The organism is Paramaledivibacter caminithermalis DSM 15212, from assembly GCF_900142245.1.
GTDB lineage: Bacteria > Bacillota > Clostridia > Peptostreptococcales > Caminicellaceae > Paramaledivibacter > Paramaledivibacter caminithermalis.
In genome coordinates, this window is record NZ_FRAG01000011.1 from 23,393 (window position 1) to 41,190 (window position 17,798).

The 17,798-nt window shown below is 32.2% G+C and carries 18 protein-coding genes and 1 riboswitch; all 18 genes read right to left on the reverse strand.

Features of this window, described 5'->3' with window-relative positions; genetic code table 11:
- Window positions 1–2 precede the first annotated feature (2 nt).
- Window positions 3–1,292, reverse strand: coding sequence for a glutamyl-tRNA reductase (gene hemA, locus BUB36_RS06235; protein WP_073148129.1), 1,290 nt, complete (start codon window positions 1,290–1,292; stop codon window positions 3–5).
- Window positions 1,293–2,390, reverse strand: coding sequence for a cobalt-precorrin 5A hydrolase (gene cbiG, locus BUB36_RS06240; protein WP_084111780.1), 1,098 nt, complete (start codon window positions 2,388–2,390; stop codon window positions 1,293–1,295).
- Window positions 2,326–3,084, reverse strand: coding sequence for a precorrin-4 C(11)-methyltransferase (cobM, locus tag BUB36_RS06245; RefSeq protein ID WP_073148131.1), 759 nt, complete (start codon window positions 3,082–3,084; stop codon window positions 2,326–2,328). Before cobM ends, cbiG begins: the two co-directional genes overlap by 65 nt.
- 33 nt (window positions 3,085–3,117) lie before the next feature.
- A complete protein-coding gene (gene cbiT / locus BUB36_RS06250; RefSeq protein ID WP_106406482.1) occupies window positions 3,118–3,714 on the reverse strand; it encodes a precorrin-6Y C5,15-methyltransferase (decarboxylating) subunit CbiT in 597 nt (198 codons plus the stop codon).
- Window positions 3,695–4,330 (reverse strand): precorrin-6y C5,15-methyltransferase (decarboxylating) subunit CbiE, encoded by a 636-nt coding sequence (cbiE, locus tag BUB36_RS06255; protein WP_073148133.1) that lies wholly within the window; start codon window positions 4,328–4,330, stop codon window positions 3,695–3,697. Before cbiE ends, cbiT begins: the two co-directional genes overlap by 20 nt.
- Complete coding sequence (gene cbiD, locus BUB36_RS06260; RefSeq protein ID WP_073148135.1) at window positions 4,327–5,448, reverse strand: cobalt-precorrin-5B (C(1))-methyltransferase CbiD; 1,122 nt, start codon at window positions 5,446–5,448, stop codon at window positions 4,327–4,329. The genes cbiE and cbiD overlap by 4 nt, the downstream gene beginning before the upstream one ends.
- A gap of 230 nt (window positions 5,449–5,678) precedes the next feature.
- Window positions 5,679–6,299, reverse strand: a complete 621-nt coding sequence (locus tag BUB36_RS06265; RefSeq protein ID WP_073148237.1) for a precorrin-8X methylmutase — start codon at window positions 6,297–6,299, stop codon at window positions 5,679–5,681.
- A gap of 19 nt (window positions 6,300–6,318) precedes the next feature.
- Window positions 6,319–7,194 carry a GHMP family kinase ATP-binding protein gene (locus BUB36_RS06270; protein ID WP_073148137.1) on the reverse strand — a complete coding sequence of 292 codons (876 nt, stop codon included), beginning with the start codon at window positions 7,192–7,194 and terminating at the stop codon, window positions 6,319–6,321.
- A complete protein-coding gene (cobD, locus tag BUB36_RS06275) occupies window positions 7,184–8,266 on the reverse strand; it encodes a threonine-phosphate decarboxylase CobD (RefSeq protein WP_073148139.1) in 1,083 nt (360 codons plus the stop codon). Before cobD ends, BUB36_RS06270 begins: the two co-directional genes overlap by 11 nt.
- A gap of 225 nt (window positions 8,267–8,491) precedes the next feature.
- Window positions 8,492–9,433, reverse strand: coding sequence for an adenosylcobinamide-phosphate synthase CbiB (gene cbiB, locus BUB36_RS06280; RefSeq protein WP_073148141.1), 942 nt, complete (start codon window positions 9,431–9,433; stop codon window positions 8,492–8,494).
- A 2-nt stretch (window positions 9,434–9,435) separates the two neighbouring features.
- Complete coding sequence (locus BUB36_RS06285; RefSeq protein WP_456299438.1) at window positions 9,436–10,971, reverse strand: cobyric acid synthase; 1,536 nt, start codon at window positions 10,969–10,971, stop codon at window positions 9,436–9,438.
- Window positions 10,952–12,355, reverse strand: coding sequence for a cobyrinate a,c-diamide synthase (locus BUB36_RS06290; RefSeq protein ID WP_073148143.1), 1,404 nt, complete (start codon window positions 12,353–12,355; stop codon window positions 10,952–10,954). Before BUB36_RS06290 ends, BUB36_RS06285 begins: the two co-directional genes overlap by 20 nt.
- 361 nt (window positions 12,356–12,716) lie before the next feature.
- A riboswitch (cobalamin riboswitch) is annotated at window positions 12,717–12,900 on the reverse strand.
- A 76-nt stretch (window positions 12,901–12,976) separates the two neighbouring features.
- Entirely contained in the window at window positions 12,977–13,567 is a 591-nt protein-coding gene (gene cobC, locus BUB36_RS06295; RefSeq protein WP_073148145.1) for an alpha-ribazole phosphatase, read from the reverse strand.
- Between the two features lie 50 nt (window positions 13,568–13,617).
- A complete protein-coding gene (cobS, locus tag BUB36_RS06300) occupies window positions 13,618–14,352 on the reverse strand; it encodes an adenosylcobinamide-GDP ribazoletransferase (protein WP_073148147.1) in 735 nt (244 codons plus the stop codon).
- A gap of 14 nt (window positions 14,353–14,366) precedes the next feature.
- Window positions 14,367–14,963 carry a bifunctional adenosylcobinamide kinase/adenosylcobinamide-phosphate guanylyltransferase gene (gene cobU, locus BUB36_RS06305; protein ID WP_073148149.1) on the reverse strand — a complete coding sequence of 199 codons (597 nt, stop codon included), beginning with the start codon at window positions 14,961–14,963 and terminating at the stop codon, window positions 14,367–14,369.
- A 283-nt stretch (window positions 14,964–15,246) separates the two neighbouring features.
- The gene (locus BUB36_RS06310; protein ID WP_073148151.1) at window positions 15,247–15,561 is read right to left on the reverse strand and encodes a YbjQ family protein; all 315 of its coding nucleotides are present in this window, start codon (window positions 15,559–15,561) and stop codon (window positions 15,247–15,249) included.
- A gap of 33 nt (window positions 15,562–15,594) precedes the next feature.
- Window positions 15,595–16,299: a DUF2225 domain-containing protein gene (locus BUB36_RS06315; protein ID WP_073148153.1), complete on the reverse strand. Its 705-nt coding sequence runs from the start codon at window positions 16,297–16,299 to the stop codon at window positions 15,595–15,597.
- Window positions 16,300–16,316: 17 nt separating this feature from the next.
- Window positions 16,317–17,774, reverse strand: a complete 1,458-nt coding sequence (locus BUB36_RS06320) for a VanW family protein (RefSeq protein WP_084111783.1) — start codon at window positions 17,772–17,774, stop codon at window positions 16,317–16,319.
- Window positions 17,775–17,798 lie beyond the last annotated feature (24 nt).

The window sequence follows — 17,798 nt, forward strand, 5'->3', positions numbered from 1 at the left end:
TTTCACCCACCTATATCTTTTTTACAAGATGCATCCATAAGACCAAAAAGCTCCTTTGTTACTTTAGAATACAGCTCTCCCTGTCTGTCTTCTCCTGCTCTCTTCAGTTCATGTATAGGTCTTTTGAATAGCTTCTTAGCTAAACCCTTTGTAAATAATTCTATCTGCCTTAAATCTTTTTCTCCTAGATGTTCCAGTCTTGATAATAATCCTTCCAATTCTCTGTTAACTATCTCCTGACTATACTCTCCTAATCCTTTTATGATTGGAAACACAGGTAAACAGTTATACCAGTTTTCAAATTTTATACAATCTTCAATAATAATTTGGGAAGCCATCTTTGCTGCTTCTACTCTAGCCTTGAAATTTTCATCGGCTACACTTTTTAGTTCGTCAAGCTCATAAAGGGATACATTTTGAAAATCATTTATTTGAGGATCAACATCCCTGGGAAGGGCAATATCAATAATACAAAGCTGTTTATCAGCATTATAGCTATCCTTAAAAATATCTTTTTTAAGCACATAGTGGGGTGCACTTGTTGAGCTAATTATTATATCTACATAAGGAAGCATTTTATATCTATCCTTAAAATCAACTACACCTACTTTTTCATATCTTGTTGATAAATCAGTTGCATGTCCCTTTGTCCGATTTGTTACAAATATTTCCTCAACACCTCTGTAAATAAGGTTTTCTATTGCAATTCTACTCATTTTGCCTACGCCAATTACCAATACCTTTTTGCTTTGTAAATCCTCAAATTTTTTTTCTATAAATTTCACAGCTATAGTACTTATTGACAATGATTTTTCAGATATTTGTGTCTCTCTCTTTATTTTCTTAGCTGTTGTCACAGCTTCTAAAAATAGCTTATTCAATACCTTATCGGTTGCTTTTCTTTCTCTTGAATATTCATGGGCATTTCTGAACTGTCCTAAAATTTGATCTTCACCAATAACTAAGGAATCTAAACCAGCTGCCACATTAAACACATGTTTAACTGCATCATCAGAATATAATGTCATAAAATAACTAGCTACATTTTTTTCTTTTAAATTAAAAAAGTCTATATAAAAATTCTTAAGCTCATCTGTTCCCTTTTCAATATCCTTTGCTACTGCAACTATTTCACTTCTATTGCATGTTGATATAATTACAAATTCCTTTATATAGTGAGCTTTTTTTAAACTTTCATATGCCTTTTCTCTTTGACTTTCTGAAAACGAAACCGATTCTCTAACATGTATAGGGGTTTTTTTATGATTTAATCCAACTACTACGATATCCATTTACGCTCCACCTTCTTCTACAATAGCTATGGTAATACCATTGTACTTGGTTTTTTTTAGAATTAATCTTCCTTCATTTGAAGATAATATTGCAACTGGCTCAGCTACAGCTCCGACACCTATAGAGCTTTTTACAAAATCTGAAGTTTCAAAGTTCCTTTCTACATCTCTTATTTGTTCTCTATCAACTATTATTAAAGGAACCTTCAAATGATCAGCCGCAGCTATTATACCTTTTTCATTTCTTTTTACATCAACTGTTGCTATATGCTTTATGGATAATTGACTTTTATTTATTTTATTTAAGGAATCCATTATAGCCTCTATAATTTCTTCTTTAGATTTGTGACGTCTACATCCTATCCCTATAATAATATTACGAGGTCTTAAAATTACTGTATCTAGTCGATTTTTACAGATTTTTTTCTCATTAGTAATGTTTATGATTCCCTTGAATTTTTTAAGATTTTTATTGTCTTTTAGAATTGTAAAATTATCGGGAAGTTTTATTTTTAAGTTATTCTTGCTTATAATGCCTATTTTTTCGCCATTGACTATATGGGAAGTTACCTTTGTTGCATCTGTATAATTTTCAATACCATATCCCAGCTTCATCGCCAATGTATCTACAGCTAAGGTATCATTTACATCTGAAGCAGTTGTAATTACAGGATTACTATTTAGCTTATTAGCAATATCAAGTGCAAGCTCATTTGCTCCTCCAAGATGTCCAGACAATAAAGATATCACATTTCTACCCTTTTCATCCATTACAATAACGGCAGGATCCTTGGTTTTATTATTTAAATGGGGAGCAATAGCCCTAACAACAATACCAGTAGCCATTATGAATATTAAATGCTTATACTTTCCAAATATAGATGCAGTCAATTCCATTATCCCATTATTGATTTTTCTAATCCTCTCGCCTTTAATATCAAATCTTTTATTGACATATAAAACCGAATCATCATATTCCTTTAAAAGCCTTAGACCAAGCTCCATTCCACCTCTAGTCAGAGTTATTATAGCCTTATTCATTTTTAGCTTTTCTATATTCATGACTAAAGTTCTTGTCATATAATTTTGAAAGCTCATATTTATCACCTAAAAAATCACCAACTAGTATCTGGGCTGTTTTCTTTATTTCTGCTTTTTCAACCTTATCAGCTATATTTTCTAGGGTTCCCATAACAATTTTTTCATCCTTCCATGATGCTTTTTGAATTACTGCTATAGGAGTATCGGGTGAATAGCTGGTTAAAAGTCTATCGACTAACTTCTGTATCATATGGACAGAAAGGAAAAGACACATGGTCGCTCTATGCTTTGCTAGGGCTTCTATACTCTCTTTTTCTGGTACAGGTGTTCTGCCTTCCATTCTTGTCAGTATAATAGTTTGGGAAACCCCAGGCAATGTAAATTCCTTTTTGATTGAAGCTGCAGCTGCTAGAAAAGAACTCACTCCTGGTATTACTTCGTATTCAATTCCTTTTTCCTCTAATATATCCATCTGTTCTCTTATAGCTCCATATATACTTGGATCTCCTGTATGAACCCTAGCTATGAGCTTTCCTTTTTTAATACCCTTTTCCATCACCTCTATAACTTCATCCAGTGTCATAGAAGCACTATTATAAACTTCAGCTTCTTTTTTTCTTTTTTCAATTACTTCTTTATTGACTAATGAACCAGCATAGATTATTATGTCTGCCTCAGCTATTTTTTTTGCTCCTTTTAACGTAATCAACTCAGGATCTCCTGGTCCTGCTCCAATAAAATAAACCTTCATTTTTCCCTCTCTCCCTTCACCTTTACCTGTACCCTAACTTATCATGTTTCTTGCACTAATTATATAAATGGGATTTAATCCTTCCATTAATGTATATCTTCCTGCTTTTTTACCCTTAGCAGCAGTTATTGATGTAATATCTATGTCCATATACTCTAATTCCTGTAATATATTCAAAGATTCATATAATGTTTCAATAGTTATTGAGTTTATAACTATAATTCCGTTATCTGTTAGCTTTTTTTTGCAAAGCTTTAGTATTTCTCTAAGCTGTCCTCCACTACCCCCTATAAAGGCTCTGTCAAATGAATTTATACTATTTAAAATTTCTACAGCCTTACCATAAATCACTTCGATGTTGCCTACATCAAATTTATCTATATTTTGCTTAATAAGATGTATTCCGTCTATATTTCTTTCTATGGCAGTTACTTTACCATCACTGCAAATCAAAGCAGCCTCAATAGATACCGAACCTGTCCCTGCTCCTATATCCACCACATGAAAATCCTTTTTTAATCTCATTTTTGATATTGCAATAGCCCTGATTTCTTCCTTTGTCATAGGAACTTTTCCTCTTATAAACATACTATCTGGTATGCCAGGCGTACTATAATTCCATATTTTCATGATTCTCAATCACCACCACGCACATACTAAAGCCCTTCATTTTAACAATATTTTCAGGAGAATCAATGATAATCCTCTCATTGTCATAGGATAAATTCTCTCCAACAATCATAACTTTGTTTTTTATTCCTGAAGTAATCAAAATATCAGCAATTTTAGAGGGTGAGTTTTTATTGTCAGTAAGTAAGATAACACTGTTATACTTTTTTACCAAATTTATAATATCAAGCTCTCTACCATGAACACTGCCTACAAATGCTTTCTGCCATGTTTTTTTGAGCTTTCCCATAAGATACTGATAGGAACTGATTCCAGGAATAACCTCCATCTCTTTGGTTTTAAAATATTTTTTTAAATAATCCAACATACTGTAGAATCCTGTGTCACCCGACAGAAGCAATGATATTTTTTTTTCGTCCTTATTTTCCTTAATATACTGTATAATTTTCTTCAGTTTGCTATCTATATATATAAGTTCCTTATTTTCATCTTCGAAATCCTTTAAAATCCTTTTACCGCCAATCAGCACATCGCTTTCATCAATGATTCTTAAAGTGATTGGTAGAATATAATCCCTGTGCCCAGGACCCATACCTAATACATAAATCTTACTCATTTGAATTCCTCCAAAATATCCTTGGCTTTATCTCCTATAGATAAAAGTCCTTTCGCCATAGAAAACATTATAACTCCAATTTCAACCTCGCCATGGGTATAAGCTATGCACCTTTCTTCTGCTTTTTGACATAAAACACTATAGATTTTACCATAATTATATTCATGAATTATTTCAACTGCCGCCTCAGTAGTGACACATTCAAAAACCTTTTCTATCAATTCTTTAGATGCACCCTCTAGGGCTAAATTTGCTGCTATAATCTCTAATCTTCCATCTGCTACTCTGCTATGGGTATTAAATATACCTCCTGCAAGTTTAACCAGTTTACCGATATGTCCTATTAGTAATACTTTTTGAATTTTTTCTTCAATACATTTATCGAGCATAAATCCAATAAAATTACTTGTTTTTAATATGTTAGACTTATCTATATTAAAAAGCTTAACTGCATTTTCTTCTCCATAGTTACCTGGCACCAATACAGCTTTATCTAATCCATTTTGCACAGCCATTCTAAGCTCCATGGCAAGGGATTCTTTAAATGCCTCATCTGACATTGGCTCAACTATTCCACTGGTACCTAAAATAGATATACCTCCAAGTATACCTAGCTTAGGATTGAAGGTTTTTTTAGCAATAGCCTCACCCTCTGGTACCGTTATAGTAACCATAGCACCCTTATCTTTAGGTAGAACCTTTAAAATCTCAGATTGAATCATTTTTCGTGGAACTGGATTAATAGCTGGTTCTCCAACGGGAACATATAGACCTGGTTTTGTAACCTTACCTACGCCTTTACCTCCATTAATTATTATTTTAGGAGTATCGATTATCTCTACCCTAGCACCTATTAATATACCATGGGTAATATCAGGATCGTCACCAGCATCCTTCTTAATATAGCAAAATGCTGTTTGCCTCTTTTTTTCAATAACAGGCTCTATCACATCTAACGTTAAATACCAGCCCTTAGGAGTCTCTATTTTTATATAATCTATAATCTTATTATTGATTGCCATATAAGCAGCTGCTTTAGAAGCTGCAGCAGCACACGACCCCGTCGTATATCCATATTTCATTTTTTTACCGTCTTTTACAACATATTTATCAAGCATGATATTACCTCATTTCGTTAGCAACGAAGACGTCCGAAGTCGCTTCGTCAGATTAAGATTCTCTTTAGGGTAGGTCTTTTAAGTACAGGTTAAAATTAAGAATTACAATCATACTTTTCCTGCCTTTCCTTTAAGCTTAATCCTCACCTGCCTAAAGCTTTGACCCCAATTCTTAATCTCAATCTTAGTCTCACTCTTAATCTTAACCTCAACTATTACCACAACAAAAGCTATATCATATACATTACTGCATTAACTATTGCCGCAGCCACATTGCTTCCGCCTTTTCTTCCCCGTGTAACAATATAGGGGACATCAAGCTTTAAAAGTTCTTCCTTGGATTCAGCAGCTCCAACAAAGCCTACGGGAACCCCTATAACCAAAGAAGGATTCACATTGCCTTCCTTAATTTGCTTCATTAACTCAAAAAGAGCCGTTGGAGCATTTCCTATAACAAATATACCTTGGGGATTTTCCTTTATAGCTTTCCTCATTGCCACTATAGATCTTGTGATTCCTTCTTCCTTTGCCTTTAAAGCCACATCGGGATCAGAAACATAGTTTAAAACTTCTCCTCCAAACTCGGCTAATCTTCTCTTATTTATACCAGCCATTGCCATTTTAGTATCGGTATAGATATTCTTCCCTGCTTTAATCGCTTCTTTAGCCTTTTTTATAGCTTCATCACTTATGACTGTAATATCTGCGAAAGTAAAATCAGCAGTAGTATGTATGATTCGTTTAACTACCTTGCCAATTTCATGGGGAAAGGTTCTATCTCCTAATTCCTTAGTTATTATTTCAAAGCTTTTTTTTTCAATCTCATAGGGATTCTTAATATAGCTTTCCATAAAATCTCTCCTTTTTCCATTATTCAACTCTAACTCCACCCATTATCATGTTTGCGGTATATATCCTTGTATAATGATTATTAATTTTTCTTTTCTTTAAAATGAATTCAAGTTTTTCGATATCTGTAATTTTCTCATCATATAATATCCCCGTTACTGTACCGCTATGGGCTATATTAACCCCATAGGCATTTAGCTTTGTAGCTATATCTATTATCTCGTACAGCTTTGGCTTTTGTAATATTCTTTCATTAGCCATTGAACTAATGGTAGAAGCTTTACCTAGAAGCCTTTTATCCTTATTTTCACAAGCCAATGTAAAAATTTTATAAGCCTTCTCCAATTCTTTTTGGTTTTTTTGTCTTATATTTGAATAGTCATTTTTTCTAAATTCCTCAGTATTTATAATCCAATTAGGCTCTAAAATCAAAACCTTCATACTAAGATTCCAATCATAGTCCCGAACAATCCTCCCATTAATATGATCAAATAATGTCAATTTTTGAAATATAACACTATCTGTGGGTTCAATTTCACAACATAGCTTTCCTAATTCCTTAGGAGTTAATTTTTTGCCCAGTAGCTTAGTTACTGCCATTATTGTTGCTGCTATATCTGCAGTGCTACTGGCCATACCTTTAGCTATGGGTATATTGGATTTAATTTCCAGGGAAATATTTTTTGTATATTCTTCTGGTATTTGAAAATATTCAAAGGTTCTTCTAAGGGCCAATATGGCTTTTCTCTTATTTGTTTTTATTTCTGACCTTTTGTCTTGGGATACTGTAACCTCAGAATATATATCAATTGGAAGAGATATGAGCTTTTCTCCATCTCCTATTAGCCCTTGAATTAATTCTCCACAAGAAGCAGGACATGTTACTTTAATCTTCATATAATACCTCTCTTATTGCCTTAATCAACTCTGCATTGGACTCCTTGTCCTTTATAGCCACCCTGTAAAAAGAATTACTTAGATTTACGTAATTATCACATTTTCTAATTAAAATCTTTCTACAAATCAACCTATCTTTTAAATCTATATTTTCCTCAAGAACCTTAAAGAAAATATAATTGGCATGGGGCTTAAATACCTTTAACCCTCTAAGTTTTTTTAATTCACTATACATATTCTCTCTTTCAACCCTAAAGAACTCTTTGCTTTTCTTAATATATTCATAATCTTCAAATAAAACATCTCCACAAATTGCAGCAAAGCCGTTTATAGTCCAAGGTTCTTTTTTATTTATAATTCTTTTTTTTATATTTTTATTGGACAAAAGTCCATATCCAATTCTCAAACCAGGTATAGCAAAAAATTTAGTCAGTGCTCTTATGATAAATAAATTGTCAAAATCCGCTAAGCATCTTATTAAGCTATGCTCTTCTTCCTTATCTACAAATTCAATAAATGCTTCGTCAATCATTAAGCTTATACCTTTATTTTTACATTCAATCAATATTTCTACCAATGTATCTTTTTCAATTATTTGTCCCGTAGGATTATTGGGATTACATAATACTACTAAATCAATATCGTCCTCTAATTTTTCTAATAAATCATTCTTATCTATATTAAATCCATTGCTTTCATTTAATAAGTAATATATAACATCACTTTGGACATTTTTTAATGCTCGCTCATATTCTAGAAAGGTTGGTGCCAATAAAAGGGATTTTTTAGGCTTTATAGCCTCCACTATCTTAAAAATTATCTCTGTAGCCCCATTTCCTGGTATTACAAAATCTTCATCGATATTATTATATTTGGCTATGGCAGTTACTAAGTCTTTATAATCGGGATCAGGATAATTTTTTAAAGCTTCAATATTAGATATTATAGTAGCCTTAAGTTTATTTGGAATTCCAAGGGGATTAATATTTGCACTAAAGTCAATAATTTCCCCTTCACTTATTCCATACTTTTTTGCCACTTCATATATATTTCCCCCGTGCTTTATTGTCAATCTTATCGCTCCTTTATAAAAGCGACTAAAGTCGCTCTTAAGTTACAAGTTCCATGTTCCAAGTTGCAAATAAAAAAATTCATGGGTTAAATCTTTTAAGATTAAATCACTCTTTAAAGTTAATGTATTGGTTTAATTATAGCAGAATTCATTGAAATAACTAAGTTTTATGATTAATGTTGAGCATTAACTTTAACCCTAGGGGTTTTAATATTTCATTTGTTTCTAAATAACGAATTTTATAATTCCTAATAAACAAACTCCTAAAAACGATGTCATATACATTATGCTTATTGTTTTCTTTATGTCTTCAATTTCTATATTACGGAGCTTATCTCCAATAGTAGGCTTAAATACAGGTTTTCCGAAATATATATTTGTTCCTCCAAGCTGAATATTAAGAGCACCTGCAACAGCTGCCTCAGGATAGCCAGCATTTGGACTACTGTGATTTTTCCTATCCCTTAAGAATATTTTTAGAGAATTCTTTGTATCGTATCCTAAGAATAATGATGCCGCTATAATTAAAACTCCTGTTAATCTAGCAGGTATGAAGTTTGCTACATCGTCAATTTTTGCAGATGCCCAACCAAAATACCTATATTTGTCATTTTTATATCCAACCATGGAATCTAAGGTGTTTATAGCTTTGTATGCCATACCCAAGGGTGCTCCCCCTATAAAGGTATATAGTAAAGGGGCTATAATTCCATCGGATATGTTTTCGGCAATTGTTTCAACGGTGGCCCTCGTGATTTCATTCTGCTCTAAATTAGTTGTATCTCTTCCAACGATATATGATAATAATTTTCTTGCATCGGAAAGATTTCTTTCCTTTAAGGGATAATAAACCTTGATGCTTTCTTTAGCAAGACTTTTAGTAGCTAATATCTGAAAAATCATAAAAGCTTCAACAGCCTTTGAAAGACCAAAATTTAATGTCTTTATAAAAGCTAATAATGAAAAAGTTATGAAATATGTGCTAATTACAATCCCTACAGCTAATACTATCCCGCCTAATCTGAGGCTTTCATCCTCTTTAAATATTTTTCTTAAGAGTCCTTCAAATTTGCTAATACCCTTACCTATAAATATAATAGGATGGGGTATCCAATAGGGATCACCGAAGATTAAATCCAAAACATAACCTATAATAATAAGTTCCATATCTAATCACCATTGACAATTTCATATATTTTTTCCATGTTAATATTATCTCTAACTATCTTGGCAAGCTTCTTATATTCTCTTTCCTTAAAATCCTCAAAGCTCTCAATACTGCTTTCCAATTTTCCAAGTCCCTTTAATTCTCTTACTTTGTTTAAGATTTCCCTTGTAAAACCAATGTTATCAAAAACTCCATGTATATAAGTTCCGAATACATTACCCTTCTTATTGACTGCACCATCTAAAACCTCTACATAATCCTCTAGGCGTTTTGTAATTTTCAAAAAAGGTGAAGCATCATCTAAGAGCTTTGTTTGTCCCATGTGAATCTCATATCCCTTTATACTATGGGATTTTATCTTTTCTAGAATACCATTATTTATATTTAGAATTTCACCTTCAATTTGAGTTGTGGTCTTATTTTTTTCAAAAACTGTCTCTGTATTTAAAAGTCCCAGTCCATTTATTTCATCTATACCACTTTCAGTTCCATAGGGATCCTTTATCTTTCTGCCTAATATTTGGTAGCCCCCGCAAATACCTACTATCACCTTTCCTGCCCTATTCAGTCTTAGTATCTGTTCCTCAAGTCCAGAATTCCGCAAATATATTAAATCTTCGATGGTATTCTTAGAGCCTGGAATTATTAAAATATCAGGTTCTCCTATACTTTCTCCCCTCATAACATATCTCAAATTAACATCGGTCTGGGTTTCAAATACATTAAAATCTGTAAAATTAGACACATGAGGAAGGTATAAAACCTCTACATTTATTTCACCATTTTTCTTTTCTTTTCTTTGAAATCTCTCTGCAAGACTATCTTCATCTTCTATTTGAACATCCATATAAGGGATAACACCTAAAACTGGTATATCTATTAAGTCCTCTAACATTTTTATTCCGGGCTTTAATATTTCTACATCTCCTCTAAATTTATTTATTATTACCCCTTTGACCCTTTTTCGTTCTTCTTCTGTTAAAAGCATAATAGTACCATAAAGAGAAGCAAATACTCCACCTCTATCTATGTCTCCAATCAATACTACTGGAGAATCAGATATTTCTGCCATGCCCATATTTACTAAATCATTTTCCCTAAGATTAATTTCTGCTGGACTTCCTGCCCCTTCTAAAACTACTATGTCGTTATCTGATGATAGTTTTTCATAAGCATCTTTAATCAGTTCCTTTAACCTAGGCTTGAAGTTATGATAATCTATTGCAGAAAGATTATCATAAACCTTTCCATTCAAAATAACCTGGCACTTTTTGTCTGTAGTTGGTTTTAGCAGTATAGGATTCATCAAAACCGAAGGCTTTTGTCCACTGGCTTCTGCTTGAACCACTTGTGCTCTTCCCATCTCTAGCCCTTCATCTGTTATATAGGAATTCAATGCCATATTTTGAGATTTAAAAGGTGCAACCTTATATCCGTCTTCTTTAAATATCCTGCATAGTGCAGCAGTTAATATACTTTTACCAACGGAAGAACCCGTTCCCTGTAGCATTAGTGACTTATTTTTCAAATTTAACACTTCCTTTTTCCTTAAATATCTTGCAATTATTCACAAAATTCTTTGCTAATCTTTTGTTGGCATAGAAATGAATATGAGCATATGCTCCTAATGTATTATTCTTAACTAGTCCACATTGCCATGTATTTTGAAGCTCATTTCCCCTTATCTTATGGACTTTATAAGCATAGATTTCCTCTTTATTCCCATTTAAAGACGATCTGTGAAATTCATGGGCCTTAACTATATCAAAGCCATCGGAAATTGGACAGGCTCTATCTATATTTACATATACGTAGCCAAATCTTTGCAATCTCTTAGTCATTATGGCATCTTTATTAAATATCCCAACCATTTTAAATTTTTTATCTTCCAGAGTTGTAATGGAATTTGCTAAAAACATTAGTCCTCCACATTCTGCATATATAGGCATTCCTATAAGAGACGCTTTCTTAATCTCATTCCTTATCTCAACATTTTCTTCAAGTTCCTTGGCAAAGATCTCAGGAAAGCCCCCTCCTATATATAGCCCATGCAGGTTTTGTGGTAGGTGTTTGTCTTTCAAAGGACTAAAATACACTAGATTTGCTCCTAATTCCTCAAGAAGCTCTAAATTATCTTGATAGTAAAAGTTAAATGCCTTATCTAAGGCTACTCCTATATTTACAATTCTTTCTCTAGTAGGTTCTTTTTGATTTTTTTCTCCTAAATGACATGCTTCGTTTGCCAACCGTATTATCCCATCTATATCTAAGGTTTCTTCTACCATTTTTGCAAGTTCGTCTAGCTTTTTCTCCAAATCTTTAACTTCCACACTGGGAACTAAACCTAAATGTCTGCTTTCAAGCTTTATATTAAGATTTTTCTTTAGATATCCAAAGCATTTGATTCCAGTATCTTTTTCAATAGCTTTCTTCAGTAGTTCATAATGCTTTTCACCAGATACATTATTAACTATAACCCCCATAATATTTACATCTGTATCATAGAGCTTGTACCCTAAAGCCATGGCAGCTGCACTGGAAGACATCCCACTTCCGTCTATAACTAATATAACTGGAGCCTTTAATATTTTAGATAAATGGGCTGTACTTCCCATGTCCTTTTCAACTCCGAAGCCATCATACAGACCCATTACCCCTTCAATTATGGATATTGTCTTGTTATATGAATTCTTTGCAAACAACTCTACTAAAACTTCTTCCTCCAGCATCCAGCTATCAAGATTTCTGGATTTATTACCTGTTACAAAGCTGTGAAAGGCTGGATCGATATAATCAGGCCCAACCTTATAGGGCTGAATATCAAGTCCTCTTAAAGCTATCGCCCTCATTATACCTGTTGATATTGTAGTTTTACCTACACCGCTTTGGGTTCCTGCTATAACAACTCTCGGATAATTCATTAATATCACCTATTTCTTTATATCATTTAATAAATATATATAATCATGGACAAAGGTGCCCGTAGGGTGCATTTTGAGTTCCAAGTTCCATGTTCCAAGTTGCAAGTATCAGAGGCTTTCTAATAAGTTTTAAAAGAAAATAATTTGTACTAATATTTTACTGGTAATAGTTTCAATTTTCCTTCTAGCCTTCTATTTTACTTTGTTTTAGCTATGCAATTTCTTGCAAAAAAAGTTTGACTTCCTTAGCAATAAAAAAACTTGACACAAAAGAGGTCAAGTTAAAATATATATTATCATATATACTTCCCTTCCCTCCGAAGGTAGTTTTCACAAGGCTATCAAATAGAAGCCCATTGCAAAGTACGTATACTAATAGGCAGGTCTCCTGACTTGTGAGTCACTTTACTTTCAGCACCTTCCCCAAGCAATTATCTTGAGTGGTTTTTACTGATTTCATCATCACTTACAGTAGCGGGGGCTGTGGCGGATTTTCACCGTCTTCCCTTTTAAGTTTTAAAAACACCTACTAGCTATTATTTAATTATATATTCATTTTATCAAAATAACTATTAATTAACAACATATCATTCAACAAATTTCTACAAACGACTATGCTTTTTACTGGTTCATTCCTACAAGCACCAGAAAATTATCCATAATTTCCATCCTTGTTATGCCACAATTTTTTATTTTGAACTTCCAATATCCATCTATACTTCCTAGAAGCTGCTGTGTTAAAATACTCCTAATAACACCCGAGTGGGATACTATAAGTATTTTACCTTCTTTATGTTCATTAATAATCCTACCAAAAGCCTTATTTACTCTTTTATGCATCTTAAGCAAACTTTCTCCTTCAGGTATTTTAAAGTTGATAAAATCTTCTTGCCATTTTTTTATCTCTTGTGGAAAATCTCTGCAAATCTCATGGTATGTAAGACCTTCCCAAGCCCCAAAATTTAATTCCCTTAGTGCAGTTTCCTTTATAATTGTTTTTCGATGAAGTCTATTAATAATAGCAGCAGTCTTAAAACATCTGTCTAAATCACTGCTTATTATAAGATCTATGGCTTCATCTGCTAATTTTTCACTCACTCTTTCAGCCTGTCTTAATCCCTTTTCCGTCAGAGAAGAATTTGTCCATCCACAATACATATTGTTCCTATTCATCTCTGACTCTCCATGTCTTACAAAAATTATCTCTAGCATAAATCGATCTCCTGACTATGTTATATAAGTTATAATGCTATATGCATTTTTCACCATCTAAACAAAATATTAATAAACAAGAGATAGACTACTTCAGATAATTCACATAATGCTCCTAAAGTATCTCCTGTCATACCATCTATTTTATTGGTTATATGTTTAACATACCATACAGTAAATCCAAGCAGTAATCCAATAACAGGAATTATTTTAGGAAGTATCAAGGCAGGTATTATTGCAATAATTAAGGCTGTTATAAATTGTGTTGTGTTTGCTTTTCCAATAAAAAGATTACCCATTCCTTGTTTCCTTGCAGGTTTAGCTAATCTAGCAGCAAGCACCATGTCTAACCTTGAAAATATTGGCATCAAAAGTAAAATTCCATAGGAATCTATTACTTTAAGGCTACTTATTAATGCAATCTTAAAAATCAAAAGTGAAAATAAAGCTAAGGCTCCATTTGTTCCTAGCCTACTGTCCTTCATAATCTCTAGAATTTTATCCTTGGGTCTATTACTATATATACCATCAAAGGTATCTGCTAATCCATCTAGGTGTAAGCCTCCTGTAATAAATATTTCTATAATAACAGCAAATATAGCTCCTAGCAGTTTACCAGATAGCTTTACTCCTATATAATAAGCAGCAACTATAAACATACCTATAACTAATCCCACAAGAGGAAAATATATAATTCCTTTGAAAAAATCGTCTTCATCAACTTTCAAATTAACATTTATCGGTATCCTCGTTAGAAATTGAAGTAAAACAATAAATCTTTTCATACAAATTTTCTCCTCTATTTTATCTTTACTGGTATCCCAGATACTGTAAAATACACCTCATCGGCTTTACTTGCTATAAATTGATTAATTCTGCCAGCTATATCTCTAAAAATTCTAGACAACCTATTTTCAGGTACTATTCCCATACCTAGTTCATTTGTAACTAAAATACAATTTAATTTTATATCCCTTACAATTTTTATTAGAAGCTCTACTTGCTCTTTAATTTCTTTTTCTATTTCGTCAATCTTTTTTCTAGTAATAACATCCCAATCAATTTCATGATTATCAAACATTAAATTTGTTACTAAAATAGTAACACAATCTAGTAATATAGTATCATGTTCCTGGGATATTTTCTCAATATGCTTATATATATCTTTATAAATTTCAAAGGTAGTCCAGCTCCTTGGTCTAGATTCCCTATGTTTTTTTATCCTGTCCTTCATTCCTTCATCAAAGGGTATAGCTGTTGCTATGTATGCTATCTTATTACTTAAATCAGCCGCTAGTTTTTCCGCAAAGGAGCTTTTCCCACTTCTTGCTCCCCCAGTTATTAGGATAATTTTAGAATTTTCATTGGCTATTTTACATATTTTTTTATTCTTCATAATTTTTTCCTCCATATGTTTTTCAGAATAAAGGCGTCTTGCGACGCATTTCGAGTTGCAAGTTCCAAGTTCCAAGTTGCAAGTACTAGGGTCTTTCTAATAAGTTTTAAAAGAAAACAATTTATACCAATATTTTACTAGCAATAGTTTTAATTTTTCTTCTAATACTCTATTTTTACTATGCAGTTTCCTGCAAAAAGTTTGATTCCTTTAGAAATAAAAAAATAATGTCCTAACATTAGGACATCTCTATTATATAAATGAAATGTTATAAAATCAATGATCATTTTACTTTAACAGCTGTGCCATATACTAACAGCTCAGCTGCCCCCTGCATTATAGCCGATGTAGCAAATCTTATATTAATAATGGCATTAGCTCCTTTATCTCTAGCATCTTCAATCATTCGATCAATAGCAATTTGCCTAGCTTCCTCCAACATCTTTGTATATTCTCTAATTTCTCCACCAACTATGGTTTTTAAGCCTGCTAATATGTCATTTCCTATATGCTTTGATTGAATTGTACTTCCTTTAACCAAGCCACATGCTTCAACGATTTCTTTACCAGGTATCTCATTAGTATTTACTAGAATCATCTTAGCAACTTTCTCCTTTCTTAATAAATATTATTAATCACCTACAGCCTTTTTTTGTTTTTTATATTGTTCCCTTGCTATACTCCATTGCTCCCTAGCCTTTAATTCTATATGTCTTTTTTTCTTTATCTGTGGATTACTTAGGGTTTTATCAAACCACATTATAGCTTCACTGTATTTTCCTATCCGCCTATTTAGCTCTCCCAATAGATAAAGTGTTGCTATTTCATCATATTCATCATTATTTACTCTTTCCCCAGTATAGGCTTTCTCAAAGAAATTAACTGTAAATTCAGTAAACTTTCTCTCTAGCTCAGCATTTTTTTTGTATCTATAAAACCATGATAGTCTCAAACTTATTTTCCCCAACACACTATCTTTTACACCTAGTATATTACAGCATACCAATGCTAATTTATAAGCTTCGATAGCTTCATCAAGGTTTCTTCTTCCTCCATAGCTTCTAGGATACCATTTTGCAGTTATTAATTTTACAATTTTTTCCTTGTCTTCAGAGTTTAGTTTTGTAAATTCTCCTTCTAAAGCTGCATACCCACAGCGGTGACATATAAAAACTCCATAAAACAAAGGATTTTCACCTTCATAATATGGGCAAAAATCCGAATCTCTTCTTGCCATCCTTATAGCCGATGTCCTCACTTTTTTAGTTTTAAATGAATTATTACATACAGGGCATTGAACACTTTTTTCATATAGAATTTCTAAAGCTTCATTCATTGCAAACACCTCTACAGTTAATTATTTATATCTAAATCATTTTTACTATCATCATTATTAAAACTATTATTATCTATATCATTATCTTGTTCAATAGGCTTTTTTAACCCTTTTTTTATAATTTCCTTACTTGGTCTATAATAATCTTTAGATATTAACTTTTTCTCTACAAATTTTCCGTTTTCATATATAAGCATGTATGAAGAAACCTTATATCCGTCCCTTCCTTTTTCCTCTATTACTTCTTCTCCTTCAAACATATTTTCATCAAAAATTATCTCGGTATCTCTTTTTATAACCCTATCTATTCTACTTGTCAATTTTATTTCTCTATCTAATTTTTTCTCACCATAAATATTAACGGTTATTTTATTGTCCTTTATAAATGATTCTATATATATTGGAGCTGTTGAAGTGTTTTTAAACTTGAAATCTAACACTCCGTATGATACTGTGGCATCTAATCCTATTGGAACATAGCTAGAAGGAATAGTATGATTAGTTCTTTCTACAACCTCAAGCTGACTATATAAAACACTATTATATAAGGTACTTGAAACTTGGCAAATCCCTCCTCCTACACCATCAACAAGCTTCCCTTTAAAAATCACTGGTGCAACTTTATATCCATTTTTTATGGTCCTAGGTCCAACAACATCATTGAAAGAAAAAATTTCCCCAGGTAAGAGTACCGTTCCATTAACTGATTTAGAAGCCAAATCTACATTATAACTTCTACCTACCTTACTCTTATTAAATTTTGTCGTATAAGAACCTAAAAGGTTCTGTATTTTACTAAGAATCTCTACAGTATATTTAGGAGTTATGGTTTCCACAACGAGTTTGACTTCATTCACATCATATATATTGCTATTTAAAAGTGCTTCAGATATTATTTCGGCTGTTTTTTCTTTATTTAGTTTTAAACCTAAAGTTTCTTCAGTAATCACGAATTCCCCATCAACCCTTTTTATGGATGCATCTACAGATGGTTGATTTATATCTTTTTCAATAATATTTAACAAATCATTTATTTTATTTATATCCAAGGATGCCTTTATTTGAATATTATGTGATTCATTCTGAAGATTAAGCATTGTATGTACTCTATTTATAAAACTTCCACGTCTTCCTATTAGATAGGCATCATTTACTGCCTGTAAAAAATCGTACTTTAAGCCTAAATCTTTAGAATTGAACTCCCAAGATTCTTCTTTATATTTTAATATCAATTTATTATTATCTAGGATACTATTTAGGTTTTTTTTAATTTTTTTGTTAGCATCAACTACATTCAGTCCACTAATATCAATATTTTCTACATAGATTCCATTATAAATAGAATCCTTGTAGATGAGCATAAGAGAGACTAGTCCAGATATACTTGTAAATAAAATAAATGCAATAACAGCAATTACTATGGTCTGAATTTTTTTTTTCTTTTTGTTCTTCGATTCATTTTTATTAATTGTCATAAAGACCTCCACAATATTAAAGTA

Coding starts and splice junctions, on each gene's coding strand:
- hemA (WP_073148129.1), bottom strand. CDS start 1,292: ATGGATATCGTAGTAGTTGGATTAAATCATAAAAAAACCCCTATACAT.
- cbiG (WP_084111780.1), bottom strand. CDS start 2,390: ATGAGCTTTCAAAATTATATGACAAGAACTTTAGTCATGAATATAGAA.
- cobM (WP_073148131.1), bottom strand. CDS start 3,084: ATGAAGGTTTATTTTATTGGAGCAGGACCAGGAGATCCTGAGTTGATT.
- cbiT (WP_106406482.1), bottom strand. CDS start 3,714: ATGAAAATATGGAATTATAGTACGCCTGGCATACCAGATAGTATGTTT.
- cbiE (WP_073148133.1), bottom strand. CDS start 4,330: ATGAGTAAGATTTATGTATTAGGTATGGGTCCTGGGCACAGGGATTAT.
- cbiD (WP_073148135.1), bottom strand. CDS start 5,448: ATGCTTGATAAATATGTTGTAAAAGACGGTAAAAAAATGAAATATGGA.
- BUB36_RS06265 (WP_073148237.1), bottom strand. CDS start 6,299: ATGGAAAGCTATATTAAGAATCCCTATGAGATTGAAAAAAAAAGCTTT.
- BUB36_RS06270 (WP_073148137.1), bottom strand. CDS start 7,194: ATGAAGATTAAAGTAACATGTCCTGCTTCTTGTGGAGAATTAATTCAA.
- cbiB (WP_073148141.1), bottom strand. CDS start 9,433: ATGGAACTTATTATTATAGGTTATGTTTTGGATTTAATCTTCGGTGAT.
- BUB36_RS06290 (WP_073148143.1), bottom strand. CDS start 12,355: ATGAATTATCCGAGAGTTGTTATAGCAGGAACCCAAAGCGGTGTAGGT.
- cobC (WP_073148145.1), bottom strand. CDS start 13,567: ATGCTAGAGATAATTTTTGTAAGACATGGAGAGTCAGAGATGAATAGG.
- cobS (WP_073148147.1), bottom strand. CDS start 14,352: ATGAAAAGATTTATTGTTTTACTTCAATTTCTAACGAGGATACCGATA.
- cobU (WP_073148149.1), bottom strand. CDS start 14,963: ATGAAGAATAAAAAAATATGTAAAATAGCCAATGAAAATTCTAAAATT.
- BUB36_RS06310 (WP_073148151.1), bottom strand. CDS start 15,561: ATGATTCTAGTAAATACTAATGAGATACCTGGTAAAGAAATCGTTGAA.
- BUB36_RS06315 (WP_073148153.1), bottom strand. CDS start 16,299: ATGAATGAAGCTTTAGAAATTCTATATGAAAAAAGTGTTCAATGCCCT.
- BUB36_RS06320 (WP_084111783.1), bottom strand. CDS start 17,774: ATGACAATTAATAAAAATGAATCGAAGAACAAAAAGAAAAAAAAAATT.